Here is a 14,277-nt window from a genome sequence, read left to right on the forward strand (position 1 = left end):
GTTGTCCAGCGCTTCAGCCAGCTCAACAATTTTCTCTTCCCACTGAGCTTCACCGTTCAGTGCACCCAGAGCAGAACCCATGATTACTGGGCAATCGTCGCCTGGGAAGTCGTACTCAGACAGAAGTTCACGCACTTCCATCTCAACCAGCTCCAGCAGCTCTTCGTCATCAACCATGTCGCACTTGTTCATGAACACGATGATGTAAGGGATACCAACCTGACGACCCAGCAGGATGTGCTCACGCGTCTGTGGCATTGGGCCATCAGTCGCAGCAACAACCAGAATACCACCGTCCATCTGAGCAGCACCGGTGATCATGTTTTTCACGTAGTCGGCGTGTCCTGGGCAGTCAACGTGCGCGTAGTGGCGAGAAGGAGTATCGTACTCTACGTGAGAAGTAGAGATAGTGATACCACGATCACGCTCTTCTGGCGCATTATCGATAGATGCGAAGTCACGTGCAGCACCACCGTATACTTTAGCCAAAGTAGTACAGATAGCAGCAGTCAGAGTGGTTTTACCGTGGTCAACGTGGCCGATAGTACCAACGTTAACGTGCGGTTTCGTACGTTCAAATTTTTCTTTAGACACGATCGTGTTCCTTCCTAGTTGTGATTCGCCCCACATATTGGTGGGACGCGTCAGAAGTTGTATTTTATGCGGCAACCGAAGCTGACGCAATATTTCTGCTAATGTTTAGCCGCGTTCAGCGATGATTCCATCGGCGATATTCTTCGGAACTTCAGCATATTCGCTGAACTCCATTGAATAGGAAGCACGGCCTTGGGTAGCAGAACGAAGATCCGTTGCGTAACCAAACATCTCAGAAAGCGGAACATGGGCACGGATAATCTTAAGCCCAGCAGGGCCTTCATCCATACCGCCAATGATGCCGCGACGACGGTTTAAATCGCCAACTACATCACCCATCCAGTCTTCCGGAGTGGTTACTTCAACTTTCATCATAGGTTCAAGAATAACTGGTTGCGCATCAAGTGCCCCCTTCCTGAACGCCATAGAACCGGCGATCTTAAACGCCATTTCGCTCGAGTCAACATCGTGGTATGAACCATCGAACAGCGTCGCTTTGACGTCCAGTACCGGATAACCGGCAAGCACACCATTTTTCATCTGCTCTTCGATACCTTTAGCAACTGCACCGATATATTCTCTCGGCACTGTGCCACCGACGACTTCATCTACAAAGACGAAACCTGCATTCGGCTCGGAAGGCTCAATCTTCAGCCAGACGTGACCGTACTGGCCGCGACCACCAGATTGACGTACGAACTTTCCTTCCACTTCCGTTTTACCACGGATAGTTTCACGGAAAGCAACCTGAGGCTTACCAACGTTACATTCAACGCTGAACTCACGCTTCATACGGTCAACGATGATATCCAGATGAAGCTCACCCATACCCGAAATCAGGGTTTGGCCAGATTCTTCATCGGTTTCTACCCGGAATGATGGATCTTCTGCAGCCAGTTTACCCAGTGCAATACCCATTTTTTCCTGGTCGGCTTTCGACCTTGGTTCAACAGCAATCTGAATCACTGGCTCTGGGAATTCCATCCGCTCCAGAATCACTTTGTGTTCTGGGTCGCACAGAGTATCACCGGTAGTAACGTTCTTCAGGCCAATTGCTGCCGCGATGTCGCCAGCTCGAACTTCTTTAATTTCTTCACGCTTATTGGAGTGCATCTGAACGATACGGCCAAAGCGCTCACGCTTATCTTTCACCGTGTTGTAGACGCTATCGCCTGAATTCACAACACCGGAATAAACACGCATAAATGTCAGAGTGCCTACGAACGGGTCGGTTGCGATCTTAAACGCCAGCGCAGCGAAAGGTTCTTCATCGCTTGAGTGGCGGATCACTTCATTGCCATCCATATCTTCACCACGGATTGCTTTTACTTCCGTTGGTGATGGCAAGAATTCCACAACCGCATCCAGTACAGCCTGAACACCTTTGTTCTTAAATGCAGAGCCGCAGGTTGCCAGTACGATTTCATTGTTCAGCGTACGTTGGCGCAGACCGGCTTTGATTTCATCTTCTGACAAGGTACCTTCTTCCAGGTACTTATCCATCAGCTCTTCTGATGCCTCAGCCGCTGACTCAACCAGATTCGTGTGCCATTCTTCGGCCAGCTCTTGCATGTCTGCCGGAATGTCTTCATAAGTGAAGCTCATGCCCTGATCGGCTTCATTCCAGTTGATCGCTTTCATTTTAATCAGGTCGATCACACCTTTGAATTCTTCTTCCGCACCAATATTCAGCTGAATAGGTACTGGATTTGCACCAAGACGAACTTTGATTTGCTCAACCACACGCAGGAAATCAGCACCTGCACGGTCCATCTTGTTGACGAAGACCATACGCGGTACTTCGTATTTGTCAGCCTGACGCCATACTGTCTCAGACTGAGGTTCAACACCGGATGAACCACAGAAAACAACCACTGCACCATCAAGTACGCGTAGGGAACGCTCTACTTCGATAGTGAAATCAACGTGTCCTGGGGTGTCGATAATATTGATGCGATGCTCAGGAAACTGAGCGTCCATACCACGCCAGAAGGTTGTAGTGGCAGCAGAGGTTATGGTAATCCCACGCTCCTGCTCCTGTTCCATCCAGTCCATGGTAGCTGCACCATCGTGTACTTCACCAATTTTATGGGAAAGACCTGTGTAAAACAGGATACGCTCGGTCGTGGTTGTTTTACCGGCGTCTACGTGAGCGCAAATACCGATGTTACGGTAACGCTCAATAGGAGTTTTGCGAGCCACGGTTGAATCCTCTTACTAAGGTTATCCTTAGAAAATGGTACGGGCGCAGCAGGCCAAGCCTGCTGCGCCCATTCGCTAATAATGAAATTACCAGCGGTAGTGTGCGAACGCTTTGTTCGCTTCTGCCATACGGTGAACGTCTTCACGTTTCTTAACAGCAGAACCTTTGTTGTCGGCAGCGTCCAGCATTTCAGCAGCCAGGCGAGCAGCCATAGATTTTTCACCACGCTTACGCGCAGCTTCAACCAACCAACGCATAGCCAGAGCATTACGACGCACAGGACGTACTTCTACTGGTACCTGGTAAGTTGAACCACCTACACGGCGAGATTTAACTTCTACCGCTGGGCGAACGTTATCAAGAGCTTTTTCAAAAATTGACAGGTGCTCTTCACCAGAGCGCTCAGCCATTGAATCCAGTGCAGTGTAAACAATTTTCTCTGCAGTAGATTTCTTACCGTCAACCATCAGGATGTTGACGAATTTTGCCAGCAATTCAGATTTGAACTTAGGATCTGGAAGGATCTTACGCTGACCAATTACGCGACGACGTGGCATGGAAATTCTCCGTTGTCTTCTTCAGGTTTTATCCAAAACTTTTCAGTTTTTTCAAAATTACAAATAATTTAGTGTTTGGCCTTACTTAACGGATTCCATTAAGACTTAGGACGCTTCACACCGTACTTAGAACGACCTTGTTTACGGTCGTTAACACCCGCACAGTCAAGTGCACCACGAACAGTGTGGTAACGAACACCTGGAAGGTCTTTAACACGACCACCACGGATAAGAACAACACTGTGCTCTTGCAGGTTGTGGCCTTCACCGCCGATGTATGACGTTACTTCAAAACCATTGGTCAGACGTACACGACATACTTTACGCAGTGCGGAGTTTGGTTTTTTTGGAGTAGTAGTGTATACACGAGTACATACACCACGTTTTTGTGGACACGCTTCTAGCGCAGGCACGTTGCTCTTAACAACTTGCTTTGCACGTGGTTTGCGTACCAGCTGGTTAATAGTTGCCATTAAATAGCTCCTGATTATTTACTTTCGTAAAGGTGAAAAATCTGCCTCCCAACAACAGGAGGACGCGAAATTTTAGGCGTCGGACTATAAGGTGTCAAGATATATACAGCGATCACATCTATGATCATTTCTTAACCACCCACTTTACGGCCGGTTGAATCCTTTTTAACCGCGTTTATTCAGGCCCATTTCATGCAGTTAGGATGACGTACCGTCAACTCCACCAACATGTTGTGATCAATCACATCCACATCCGCGGCAACCCGCCCTGCCAGGCCTCTCGCCAGTAAATCCGTCTCCAGTACGTACACGGCCGCCGCTTGTTTCAATGCAGATTCAAGCTGACCCGGTGAGGTGGCGGCGACAACGCCGTCTTGCAGCAACACAATTTCATCACCGGGTAAAAGTTGAGCAACGCACTGCTGTAAAGCCCGATTTTGAAAAGGAGAAGAAAAAATCATGTGTAACATAGAAAGTCCTGAAAACTGCACGCAGCATAAGTCGCAGAGAAACTAGTAACTGAGAATTTTCTGGCAACGGTGAAGTCTGGCGGTCAGATCCTGCGGAGAAAGCAGTTCCGCCTCGATCAGCAAATCATCCAGTGTGAGCCCGCGCTCCGCCATTGACTCGCGGCACACAAACACATCTTCAAGATCATACAGTGGCAGCATTTTAAAGGCGGCACTGTATTCACGCCCCAGCACCGCCGCACCCTGCTGGCCTTTAAGCAGTTGCCATACCCCATCGCCAATAAAGAACAATTGCAACTCTTCACTGTAAGCAGAAGTTGCCAGTACGGCATCTAACCCTTCACGGCCGCTGTTGAGACCCTGTGGTACGGTGGTGAAAACAAATCCGACAGACATAATACTTTCCGGGATAATTAAAACTGAATCACGCGATCAGCACTCAATAACACTTCGGCCAGCCCGCCCAGCCCGGCCTGTTCAAAGCCAGCGGCCAGATTATGACCAGGCAGCGCATGCTGGCTGGCTTCGAGTTCGCTGACCACCCCGCGGCGCAACGCTGCGGCCACACAGGTTTGCAACTCGACCTGATGCTCACGGCCCAGTAGCTGCCAGGCGGCCAGTAAGTCAAACTCATCCGACGCCGGTGCGGCCAGTGCAGAACCGTTGTGAACACCATCCTGATAGAAAAATACCCGTTGCAACCTGTGCCCATTGGCAATAACGGCCTGAGCAAACTGATAAGCACTGCGTGCATTCTGCGACCCGTAGGCCGGCCCATCGACCACCAGGGCAAACGTCAGGCTCATTTTTCGCCATCCTCCGTTTTGCGCTGGCGTATATATAAGTAGACAGTGTGTTTGGAGATATTCAGGCGGTCAGCAACCCGGTTGATGGCATCTTTAATATCGAAGATCCCTTTGTCGTATAGCTCCATCACTATCTGACGGTTTTTGGCATTATTCGAGACATTCTTGTCGGCATTGATTTCTTCGATCGTGCGCTCAACCGTCTGATCCACCAGCTCATCAACATCGCTGGCAAAATTTACGCTGGAAGCGGCCTGCTTGGCCTCATCGGTTGGCATGAAGGATTGCAGAATCTGGGAAAAAGGAGCATCCAGGTTAACGTTGATACACAGCAAACCTATGATATTGTCGTCGGCATTGCGAATCGCAATCGTGATGGACTTCATCAATGCGCCACCCTTGGCACGGGTGAAATAGGCCCGGGAGAAATTGCGCTCTGACCCTTCAATGTCACGCAGCATGCGCAAAGCCAGATCAGTAATAGGCGAACCCACTTTGCGGCCGGTATTTTCACCGTTGGCAATTTTGATCGCCGAGGTATTCAGATCGGCCAGTGAATGCAGCACTATTTCACAAAAAGGCCCAATCAGGGTAGCCAGTCCATCAACCACGGCTTCGTATGAGCGTAATATAACAAAGTCGTGCTCAGTAAAAGTACGGGTCTCTATTAAGTCACTTTCCACCATGACTTCAGTGCCAAAGTTATCGGTCGATACCACTTTCTGTCTTCCTTGCTTGTTCCCGATCCACTGTTGTTGAAGGCAAGCTTCGATTTAAACGAAACGGGGAAAAATTCAATTCTTGCTTGCAAGTTTATCAGAATATGAAAACAGGTCTTCAGAAAATGAAATCTGCAGCGCACAAAAATGATCCTAAATCAGCGCTATAAATGCAAAAAGCCCAGCATCAGCCGGGCTTGAATGTCTTATTAAACGCAATGCTTACTGCTCTGCAGTGGCTTCTGCGTTCTGATCCGCTTTGACGATATCCAGCAGCTCAACCTCAAACACCAGGGTAGAGTTTGCCGGAATACTTGGGTTGGCTTGCGAACCGTAAGCCAGCTCTGGCGGGATAACAAACTTGAACTTAGAACCGACCGGCATCAGCTGCACACCTTCAGTCCAGCCCGGAATCACCTGATTAAGCGGGAAAGTGGCCGGTTGATTACGCTTATATGAGCTGTCAAATTCCGTGCCGTCAATCAGTGTACCGCTATAGTGCACTTGCACTGTATCGGTTGCTTTTGGCATCTCGCCGTTACCTTCAGTCTCAACCTGATACAGCAGGCCAGATTCGGTTTTCTTCACGCCTTCTTGTTTTTCGAAATCAGCACGGAAGTCATCACCGGCTTTGGTGTTTTTTTCAGCTTCTTCTTTGGCTTTGCTTGCCATCATGTCAGAGACACGCTGATCCAGATCCTGCAGCGCCTGCTGCGTTTCTTCCTGGCTCATACGGCTGTTACCGGCAAAGACATCGCTCACCCCAGCCAGTACATCTTCTTTTTTCAGATCCAGACCCAGCTCTTTTTGCTGTTCCAGGTTAGCTGACAGATATTGCGCCAGTGAAGCCCCGATAGCATAAGCCGCTTTCTGATCATCAGACTCGAATGCCTTTGCATCTGTCGCAGCCTGCTGCTCAACTGCCACTGGTTCAGCCGTCTCTGCCGGTGCTGACGTTTTCTCATCCTGACAGCCTACCGCCAGCAGAATTGTTGCTGCCAACACAGACATTTTTAGAACTGGTTTCAGAACTGGTTTCATGTATCTCTCCATTTATTCAGAGTCTAAGCTCTTAATTTTACGCAAGGTTCTACACAGCTATGTTAAAACCATGCCATATCAATATACTAATACCAACTATTTTCTTACCGTCATTCACTGCGTCGGACACAAATGCGTCACAGTCGGGACGCAATAGTCTTAAAACGGAAAGTACGATCCATGCGCCAATCATTTTTAGCAGCAACTTTCATTCTGGCACTCTTTACGCTGGCCGGTTGTGATATTTCCGGCCCGGAACGCCAGCGCTGGGATCTGGCCGCTGACGGTGCCACCACATTCAGCCTGAGCCGGGATGGCCGCTTTGCGCTATTTTATTCCGTCCAACAAGGTATCGTGCTCTGGGATCTACAGCAAAACAAAAAGTTAGCTGATTTAGGTTCTCAAGATCCACATCACACAACAGTGACAAACAGCGAGATATCCGACAATCAGCGATTTGCCATTACAGTAACCGCACAAAACTTTGCGGTATGGGATCTGGCCTGGGGTCAGGCACAGGGATTATGGTCTGTCTCTGACGGCATCATACGTGATGCGGCGATCGCCAATGACGGCAAACAGGTACTGCTGGCACTGTCAAACGGCAAAGCGCTGTTCGTCGACTTGGGCAACGGAAGACGACTGGAGTTCCTTGCCCACAGAGAAAAAGTCAATGCCGTCGCCCTCTCCCCCAACGGCCGTTATGCCCTTTCCGGTGGGGATGACAATCTGGCCTACCTCTGGGATACGGACAGCGGCCAGATTCTTTACCGGTTTGAGCACCCGACGCGAGTCAACCAGGTCGCGCTGCAGCGAGACGGCAAGCTGGCTTTCACCGCAGACAACGGTAACCAGGCGTTTCTCTGGGATTTGTCCGACGGCCATAAACAGTCGGCACTGGCCATTCGCCTGAGGCAGCAGAACTTTTCCAGTTCACGTTTTTCTGATGACGGCAGCTTTCTGGCAACAGGTACCCCTTCCAAACGGGTAGAGCTGTGGAACACTTCAACCGGCGAAAGAGAAGCTTACTGGAAAGCCGCTACACAAGAAAACGAGCGTCCGGGGTCGGCGGTGGTGTATGATGTCACCATCACACCAGACGGTGACGTTCGCTCAGGCAGCTCAGCCGGCATCGCCCAGGACTGGTATATCACTGACTGAACACAGTAAACAGCAGCCGACATTGACAATGACAGATATCGAACAAAAGCTACAGACTCAGATTGATGAGCTGGAAATGAAGCAGGCTTTTCAGGAACAGACCATTGAAGAGCTAAATAGTGCATTGACCCAGCAGCAGTTTCTGCTCGACAAACTGCTGGTACAGGTACGCTATTTAGCAGGCAAAGTGCAAGGCTCTCAGGCGTCCAATATCGCCAGTGAAAGTGAAGAGACCCCGCCACCGCATTACTGATGCCGCGCAGAAGGCACTGATGCCGCGCAGAAGGCACTGATGCCGCGCAGAAGGCACTGATAAACTGATGATACAAAAACGGGAAGCCTGAGCTTCCCGTTTTTGTCGTCATGACAAGATGGCTTAGTGGTTGCAGCAACCGCCATCATGGTCGTGATCGTGGTCATGACCGCCTTCCTGATGGATATGGCCGTGAGCAACCTCATCTTCGGTCGCCGCACGAGTAGCAACGATTTCAACGTTGAACGTCAACGTCTGACCCGCCAGCATGTGGTTACCGTCAACCACCACTTCATCACCATCCACTTCGGTCACTTCAACAGGGATAGGACCCTGATCCGTATCCGCCAGGAAGCGCATTCCCACAGTAATTTCATCCACACCCTGGAAGACTTCAGCCGGTACTCGCTGAACCATTTCTTCATGGTGTTCGCCATACGCGTCTTCTGGCGCCACAGTCACTTCGAACTTATCGCCAACTTCACGACCTTCCAGTGCATTTTCCAGACCAACGATCAGGTTGTTATGGCCATGCAGGTAATCAAGCGGCGCCTCAGTGGTTGACTCGTCAACAACGACGCCCTCTTCAGTTTTCACTTGATAAGCCAGGCTTACTACTGTGTCTTTAGCGACTTTCATGTTTACTCCGAATTTGAGCAGGGATTTAATCCGCCATCATACCGGATCTGCCCGCTATGACGCCAATTTTGTTCGTGCCGGCGATTTTACTCCGGCTTGAAAATGCCGATCACCTGTTCTGATGTCGAGCCCGCAACATGTTTGCTGTCTTCAACCGATTTAGGCAGGCGCGTATCGGTATGATGGCAAGCCACACACTCGACTTTCTCTACTTCATTTTCCAGCCACCAGCGAAGGGTGTCTTGCTGCTGGCACGCCGGGCATACCGCCCCGGCGATAAAACGTTTCTTACTCATGGTTCCTTTCCTGCTACTGCCAGGTTCTGTTAATCCGAGGGCCGGTCAGTCCCAGCCATTGTGTCGCTCACGTTCGCCCCGCATTTCCCGATCGAAGATCTCTTCCAGCTCTTTACGGGCTTCTCTGGCCCGGGTGGCTAAGTGGACATCTTCCGAATGCTGGGGTAACAAGTCCCGCAAGGCGGTGGTATCTAATTTGCGAAAATGTGCTTCTGCCCGTTTGGCTTTGTAGGGGTGCATACCCAGTGCAACCAGAGCCTGGCGCCCCAGATCCAGCGCGCCGGCAAAGGTCTCACGAGAAAACCTGTCCACCCCGTGGCTGAGCAACTGATGCGCTTCCACCCGGCTGCGGGCGCGTGCCAGTATTTTCAGGCGCGGGAAATGTTGCTGACAAAGGACAACCACCTGCATCACCTCTTCCGGATTGTCGGTACAGATAATGATAGCTTCTGCTTTTTCTGCGCCGGCCGCACGCAGTAAATCGAGCTGGCTGGCATCGCCATAATACACCTTATAGCCAAACTTACGCAGGAACTGAATCTGACTTGGATCCCGTTCTAATATAGTGACCCGGATTTTATTGGCAAACAGCAGCCTGCCGACGACCTGACCAAAACGGCCAAACCCGGTAATGATCACCCTGGGTTCGCGATCGATCACATCGGATTCTGGTTCATCACTGGCTTCAGCCTTAAAAGTACGTATGAACCATTTATCCTGCAAACGTAAGATCAAAGGCGTGGTCATCATAGACAGACTCACCACCACCAGTAAGAAACTGCTCAAATCCGCCTCTAACAACCCTTCGCTGCGTGCAGCAGTAAAGAGTACAAAAGCAAATTCACCGCCCTGACTGAGAATGGCCGCCATCTGGCTGCGCGACTTGGCCTGAATACCGAACAAGCGAGCCAGCAGATACAGGATTAAACCCTTAACCGTCACCAAAGCCACCACAGCCGCGAGAATTTGTAACGGGTATTCCAGCAGCAGGCCGAGATTGACCGCCATACCAACTGAGATAAAGAACAACCCGAGCAGCAGTCCTTTAAACGGCTCGATGGCGATTTCAAGCTCATGGCGGTATTCGCTTTCCGCCAGCAGCACCCCGGCCAGAAAGGTGCCAAGAGCCATAGACAGGCCGAGGATTTCCATGCCCAGTGCAATACCTATCACCAGCAGCAAAGCCGTGACGGTAAAGAGCTCACGCACCCCGGACATCACGACCCAGCGAAACAACGGTCGCAGGAGAAAATGGCCGCCGACCAGCAACACGGCTATGCCTGCCACCATGGCGGCCAAATCCAGCCAGGTGCCGCCATCGCTGCCTGCCAGCAGAGGCAACACCGCCAGCATAGGGATCACGGCGATATCCTGAAACAACAGCACAGCAAAGCCGGATTGCCCGGTTTGCGAGCCGCCTATGCCCTGCTCTTCAATGATCCGCAGTGCTATCGCGGTGGAAGATAACGCCAGCCCCATACCTATAACCAGAGCTACCCGCCAATCCACCGCTCCGACGAATTGCCCGCACAAGAGCACCAGAGAGGCAATCACTAAACTGGTCAGTACCACCTGACTGCCGCCTAAGCCCAAAATGGGTTGTCGCATCTGCCAGAGTTTGCTGGGGTTCAGTTCCAGTCCAATCAGAAACAGCAGCAGAACGACCCCGAACTCGGAAAAATGCAGCACTTCCTCCACATCATTGATCAGCCCCAGCCCCCAGGGACCAATGCCGATCCCGGCCAGCAGATAGCCCAAAACCGACCCCAGCCCGAGGCGCTGGGCAACAGGCACAGCCACAACGGCCGCCGCCAGAAACACCACACCGGCACTCAATACATCAGACGCCATAACGCTTCTCCCTGTCGGCCCCTGTCTCAGCCAATGGTGAGAGCAGCCACTCCCGGTACAACTGCGCATGTTCGCGCCGTTCAGCATCCGGCACCCGTCGTGCCCAGTGCAGCACCAGCGGCGGTATCCAGTGCATCTGGCACAGCTCGGCAGTGAGTTCAAACGGTTTCAGGATGTCGCCCACACTGCTGCGGTTATAACCATCCGGCGTGTAGGCTTCGGCTGCCCCGCCCGTAGTGATCACTGAACGCCAGTATTTGCCCTTGGTGGCCTTGCCATCCCCGTGGGCGAACCCTTTGCTGAGCACCACATCAATCCATTCCTTGAGCAGCGAAGGGCATGAGTACATATAAAGAGGGTGCTGAAAAACCAAAACATCATGCTGAGCCAGCAAGGCACGTTCATAAGTGATATCGATGAAAAAATCCGGGTACTTGCCGTACAGATCGTGAAATGTCACATGAGACAGGTTAGCCACTGTCGATAGCATGGCTTTATTGGCAACAGACGCATCGGGGTCCGGATGCGCGTAAATCAGCAGAATGCGTGGTGGGGCGTGCTCCATAGGCCTGGTCCTCATTTCCCTGAGTAACATCATGAGCATTAACGGGATGTCCCGGCTCTTGAAACATCATACCGAATTCTGACGCCAAAAGATCGCTTAATTCCTGAGATTTCAACAGCAAAATAATGCGCTGCCCGTTCCCGGGTCTTCGGCCTTGTTCGCAGTTAACCGAGGTTTAGTATAGACTGCCGCACCAGAAACCTATTTGTTGTGGAGCGGCAACAGCCGGTAGTAACAGGCGATGATCACTTTTTCTGATATTCAATTACTCAGGGGCGGAAATGTCCTTTTAGATCAGGCAACTGCCACTATTCATCCTGGCGATAAAGTCGGGCTGGTGGGCAAGAATGGCTGTGGCAAATCCACCCTGTTTTCGCTGATCAAAAACGAGCTGACCGTCGATGCCGGACAACATTCTGTTCCATCGCACTGGGAACTGGCCTGGGTAGCACAGGAAACACCGGCTTTAGAACGCACCGCACTGGATTATGTGATTGACGGTGACCGGGAATACCGCCAGCTGGAGCAGGCACTGCAGGCGGCAGAACAGGCCGATGACGGCAACAAAGTAGCCCTGCTGCACGACAAGCTCGACGCCATTGGCGGTTACAGCATCAAAGCCCGGGCATCCGAGCTGCTCGATGGCCTGGGCTTTTCGCAAGCCCAGATGGAGTGGAACCTGACGCAGTTTTCCGGTGGCTGGCGGATGCGCCTTAATCTTGCCCAGGCTCTGCTGTGCCGTTCCGATTTACTGCTGCTTGATGAGCCGACTAACCACCTGGATCTGGATGCCGTGCTGTGGCTGGAAAAATGGCTGCAGAATTACCGGGGCACCCTGGTATTGATTTCGCACGACCGCGATTTTCTCGATCCTGTGGTCGGGCGCATTATTCATGTCGAAAACCAGCGTCTGAACGAATACACAGGCAACTACTCATCGTTTGAAAACCAGCGGGCGGAAAAACTGGTTCTGCAACAGTCGATGTATCAGAAGCAGCAAAAGCAAATGTCGCACATGCAGTCCTATATCGATCGCTTCCGCTATAAAGCCAGCAAGGCCCGGCAGGCACAAAGCCGGATCAAGGCGCTGGAGCGGCTGGAAAAAGTGCTGCCGGCCCAGTTCGACAACCCGTTCAACTTTGAATTCCGCGAGCCGGACTCGCTGCCTAACCCGATTATGATGATGGATCAGGTCGCGGCCGGTTATAGTGACACCCCCATTCTGGATAAGATCCGCCTTAATCTGGTACCGGGCAGCCGGATTGGTCTGCTGGGCCGTAACGGTGCCGGTAAATCCACCCTGATCAAATTACTCTCAGGTGAACTGGCGGTACAGGCCGGCGAGCTGACGTACTCGCAAGGGGTGAAAATTGGTTATTTTGCCCAGCACCAGCTGGAAACCCTGCGTCTGGATGAAACCCCGCTCCAGCACATGAACCGCCTGGCCCCTGAGGCAACAGAACAGCAACTGCGCGACTACCTCGGCAGTTTTGGCTTCAAAGGCGACAAGGCACTGGATCTGGTCGGCCCCTTTTCAGGGGGAGAAAAAGCCCGCCTGGTACTGGCACTGATCGTGTGGCAACGCCCGAACCTGCTGCTGCTTGATGAACCGACCAACCACCTGGATCTCGACATGCGCCAGGCGCTGACGCTGGCCCTGCAGTCCTTTGAAGGGGCGATGGTCATCGTCAGCCACGACCGCTATCTGCTGCGCGCGACCACAGACGATTTGTATCTGGTGCATGACAGAAAAGTCGAACCGTTCGACGGCGATCTCAATGATTACCACAAGTGGCTGGCAGAGCAGCAGCGCAGTGAGCGCCGCGAGCAGCAAGCCAGTAAGCCGGACACCGCCAGCAAAGACAACAGTGCCGCTTCACGCAAAGAGCTGAAACGCCTGGAAGCTGAGTTCCGCAAACAAACCGCACCACTGCGCAAGCAGGTTGACAAACTGGAAGCGAAGATGGAAAAGCTCAGCCAGTCACTGGCGACAGCGGAAGCCGCCTTGTCTGATGCCAGCATCTATGAAGCGGACAACAAAGCGCGACTGAACCAGACCTTGCTTGACCAGAGTCAGGCCAAAGCTGCACTGGAAGAGGTTGAGATGGAATGGATGGAACTGCATGAGCAGTTGGAAAGTATGGAACAGGAATTCAATGTCAAATTCTGAACACACCACACGTCAGCCTTTTCAGCCTGATCAGTTCTGGCGTTTCTGTCTGCAGCACTACAGCCTGGGCGGCGTCAGTCAGGCCTGCCTGCAACTTCAGGACGATTTCCGTGGCAACGTTAATCTGGCCCTGTTACTGCTCTGGCTCGACAGCCAGCAGTACTCATTGTCAGAGACAGAAATCCGCCAGCTGGATAAAGCACTGGCCGCGAGCGACAGCCAGCTCAAAGCCTACCGCCAGTTGCGCCGCGCGCTGAAACCTCAGCTGGATCAGCCTGGTTATCAGCAGATGCTGGACTTTGAGCTGCTGCTGGAACAAAGCCAGCAACAGGATCTGATTCGCTGTCTGAACCATCAGGCGCAGCAGGCCAGAGCCGCGTTGCCGCCGCCAGCCGACAACCTGGGCCAGTACTGCCAGCATCTGAATGCCGCCAGCCTGACAGCAGCGATTCGCGGCTGACCACCGTGGTGAAAGCAGT

The 14,277-nt window shown here is 52.0% G+C and carries 17 protein-coding genes; 4 read left to right on the top strand and 13 right to left on the bottom strand.

From position 1 onward, the window contains the following. The 9 genes from L6J37_RS09280 to fkpA all read right to left on the bottom strand — a co-directional run. Nucleotides 1-594, bottom strand: a 594-nt coding sequence (locus L6J37_RS09280) for a GTP-binding protein (RefSeq protein ID WP_237794861.1), incomplete at its 3' end; no start/stop codon positions are given. Between the two features lie 105 nt (nucleotides 595-699). Continuing rightward, complete coding sequence (fusA, locus tag L6J37_RS09285) at nucleotides 700-2,796, bottom strand: elongation factor G (protein ID WP_192015910.1); 2,097 nt, start codon at nucleotides 2,794-2,796, stop codon at nucleotides 700-702. Nucleotides 2,797-2,883: 87 nt separating this feature from the next. Then, complete coding sequence (rpsG, locus tag L6J37_RS09290; protein WP_027250668.1) at nucleotides 2,884-3,354, bottom strand: 30S ribosomal protein S7; 471 nt, start codon at nucleotides 3,352-3,354, stop codon at nucleotides 2,884-2,886. Nucleotides 3,355-3,452: 98 nt separating this feature from the next. Further along, nucleotides 3,453-3,827 carry a 30S ribosomal protein S12 gene (gene rpsL, locus L6J37_RS09295; protein ID WP_004399892.1) on the bottom strand — a complete coding sequence of 125 codons (375 nt, stop codon included), beginning with the start codon at nucleotides 3,825-3,827 and terminating at the stop codon, nucleotides 3,453-3,455. 179 nt (nucleotides 3,828-4,006) lie between these two features. Beyond that, the gene (tusB, locus tag L6J37_RS09300) at nucleotides 4,007-4,297 is read right to left on the bottom strand and encodes a sulfurtransferase complex subunit TusB (RefSeq protein ID WP_192015911.1); all 291 of its coding nucleotides are present in this window, start codon (nucleotides 4,295-4,297) and stop codon (nucleotides 4,007-4,009) included. Between the two features lie 42 nt (nucleotides 4,298-4,339). Next, nucleotides 4,340-4,696, bottom strand: coding sequence for a sulfurtransferase complex subunit TusC (tusC, locus tag L6J37_RS09305; protein WP_192016095.1), 357 nt, complete (start codon nucleotides 4,694-4,696; stop codon nucleotides 4,340-4,342). A gap of 14 nt (nucleotides 4,697-4,710) precedes the next feature. Next, the gene (tusD, locus tag L6J37_RS09310) at nucleotides 4,711-5,103 is read right to left on the bottom strand and encodes a sulfurtransferase complex subunit TusD (RefSeq protein WP_192015912.1); all 393 of its coding nucleotides are present in this window, start codon (nucleotides 5,101-5,103) and stop codon (nucleotides 4,711-4,713) included. Then, nucleotides 5,100-5,789, bottom strand: a complete 690-nt coding sequence (locus L6J37_RS09315) for a helix-turn-helix transcriptional regulator (protein ID WP_202602059.1) — start codon at nucleotides 5,787-5,789, stop codon at nucleotides 5,100-5,102. Before L6J37_RS09315 ends, tusD begins: the two co-directional genes overlap by 4 nt. A 255-nt stretch (nucleotides 5,790-6,044) precedes the next feature. Further along, nucleotides 6,045-6,851, bottom strand: coding sequence for an FKBP-type peptidyl-prolyl cis-trans isomerase (gene fkpA / locus L6J37_RS09320; RefSeq protein ID WP_237794968.1), 807 nt, complete (start codon nucleotides 6,849-6,851; stop codon nucleotides 6,045-6,047). A 192-nt stretch (nucleotides 6,852-7,043) separates the two neighbouring features. Here fkpA and L6J37_RS09325 point away from each other — a divergent pair, with 192 nt between their 5' ends. Together L6J37_RS09325 and L6J37_RS09330 are read left to right on the top strand one after the other, a co-directional pair. Beyond that, a complete protein-coding gene (locus L6J37_RS09325) occupies nucleotides 7,044-8,024 on the top strand; it encodes a WD40 repeat domain-containing protein (protein ID WP_237794863.1) in 981 nt (326 codons plus the stop codon). Between the two features lie 28 nt (nucleotides 8,025-8,052). After that, the gene (locus L6J37_RS09330) at nucleotides 8,053-8,277 is read left to right on the top strand and encodes a SlyX family protein (RefSeq protein ID WP_192015914.1); all 225 of its coding nucleotides are present in this window, start codon (nucleotides 8,053-8,055) and stop codon (nucleotides 8,275-8,277) included. A 123-nt stretch (nucleotides 8,278-8,400) separates the two neighbouring features. Here the strand turns inward: L6J37_RS09330 and slyD are convergent, their stop codons facing one another. The 4 genes from slyD to kefG form a co-directional block, all read right to left on the bottom strand. Further along, a complete protein-coding gene (slyD, locus tag L6J37_RS09335) occupies nucleotides 8,401-8,916 on the bottom strand; it encodes a peptidylprolyl isomerase (protein WP_192015915.1) in 516 nt (171 codons plus the stop codon). An 86-nt stretch (nucleotides 8,917-9,002) separates the two neighbouring features. After that, nucleotides 9,003-9,212: a YheV family putative zinc ribbon protein gene (locus tag L6J37_RS09340; protein WP_027250660.1), complete on the bottom strand. Its 210-nt coding sequence runs from the start codon at nucleotides 9,210-9,212 to the stop codon at nucleotides 9,003-9,005. Nucleotides 9,213-9,257: 45 nt separating this feature from the next. Then, entirely contained in the window at nucleotides 9,258-11,063 is a 1,806-nt protein-coding gene (gene kefB / locus L6J37_RS09345) for a glutathione-regulated potassium-efflux system protein KefB (protein ID WP_237794864.1), read from the bottom strand. After that, on the bottom strand, nucleotides 11,053-11,628 hold the full coding sequence (kefG, locus tag L6J37_RS09350; RefSeq protein ID WP_192015917.1) for a glutathione-regulated potassium-efflux system ancillary protein KefG: 576 nt from the start codon (nucleotides 11,626-11,628) through the stop codon (nucleotides 11,053-11,055). The genes kefB and kefG overlap by 11 nt, the downstream gene beginning before the upstream one ends. A 241-nt stretch (nucleotides 11,629-11,869) precedes the next feature. On the opposite strand from kefG, the gene L6J37_RS09355 reads away from it, so the two are divergent. Beyond that, a complete protein-coding gene (locus L6J37_RS09355; RefSeq protein WP_192015918.1) occupies nucleotides 11,870-13,798 on the top strand; it encodes an ABC transporter ATP-binding protein in 1,929 nt (642 codons plus the stop codon). Further along, a complete protein-coding gene (locus L6J37_RS09360; protein ID WP_192015919.1) occupies nucleotides 13,785-14,258 on the top strand; it encodes a TIGR02444 family protein in 474 nt (157 codons plus the stop codon). Before L6J37_RS09355 ends, L6J37_RS09360 begins: the two co-directional genes overlap by 14 nt. Nucleotides 14,259-14,277 lie beyond the last annotated feature (19 nt).

This window comes from Photobacterium sp. WH77 (assembly GCF_022014395.1).
Classification (GTDB): Bacteria; Pseudomonadota; Gammaproteobacteria; order Enterobacterales; family Vibrionaceae; genus Photobacterium; species Photobacterium arenosum.

Coding starts and splice junctions, on each gene's coding strand:
- L6J37_RS09330 (WP_192015914.1), top strand. CDS start 8,053: ATGACAGATATCGAACAAAAGCTACAGACTCAGATTGATGAGCTGGAA.
- tusB (WP_192015911.1), bottom strand. CDS start 4,297: ATGTTACACATGATTTTTTCTTCTCCTTTTCAAAATCGGGCTTTACAG.
- L6J37_RS09355 (WP_192015918.1), top strand. CDS start 11,870: ATGATCACTTTTTCTGATATTCAATTACTCAGGGGCGGAAATGTCCTT.
- rpsL (WP_004399892.1), bottom strand. CDS start 3,827: ATGGCAACTATTAACCAGCTGGTACGCAAACCACGTGCAAAGCAAGTT.
- L6J37_RS09325 (WP_237794863.1), top strand. CDS start 7,044: ATGCGCCAATCATTTTTAGCAGCAACTTTCATTCTGGCACTCTTTACG.
- tusD (WP_192015912.1), bottom strand. CDS start 5,103: ATGAGCCTGACGTTTGCCCTGGTGGTCGATGGGCCGGCCTACGGGTCG.
- rpsG (WP_027250668.1), bottom strand. CDS start 3,354: ATGCCACGTCGTCGCGTAATTGGTCAGCGTAAGATCCTTCCAGATCCT.
- L6J37_RS09340 (WP_027250660.1), bottom strand. CDS start 9,212: ATGAGTAAGAAACGTTTTATCGCCGGGGCGGTATGCCCGGCGTGCCAG.
- kefB (WP_237794864.1), bottom strand. CDS start 11,063: ATGGCGTCTGATGTATTGAGTGCCGGTGTGGTGTTTCTGGCGGCGGCC.
- kefG (WP_192015917.1), bottom strand. CDS start 11,628: ATGGAGCACGCCCCACCACGCATTCTGCTGATTTACGCGCATCCGGAC.
- slyD (WP_192015915.1), bottom strand. CDS start 8,916: ATGAAAGTCGCTAAAGACACAGTAGTAAGCCTGGCTTATCAAGTGAAA.
- L6J37_RS09360 (WP_192015919.1), top strand. CDS start 13,785: ATGTCAAATTCTGAACACACCACACGTCAGCCTTTTCAGCCTGATCAG.
- L6J37_RS09315 (WP_202602059.1), bottom strand. CDS start 5,789: ATGGTGGAAAGTGACTTAATAGAGACCCGTACTTTTACTGAGCACGAC.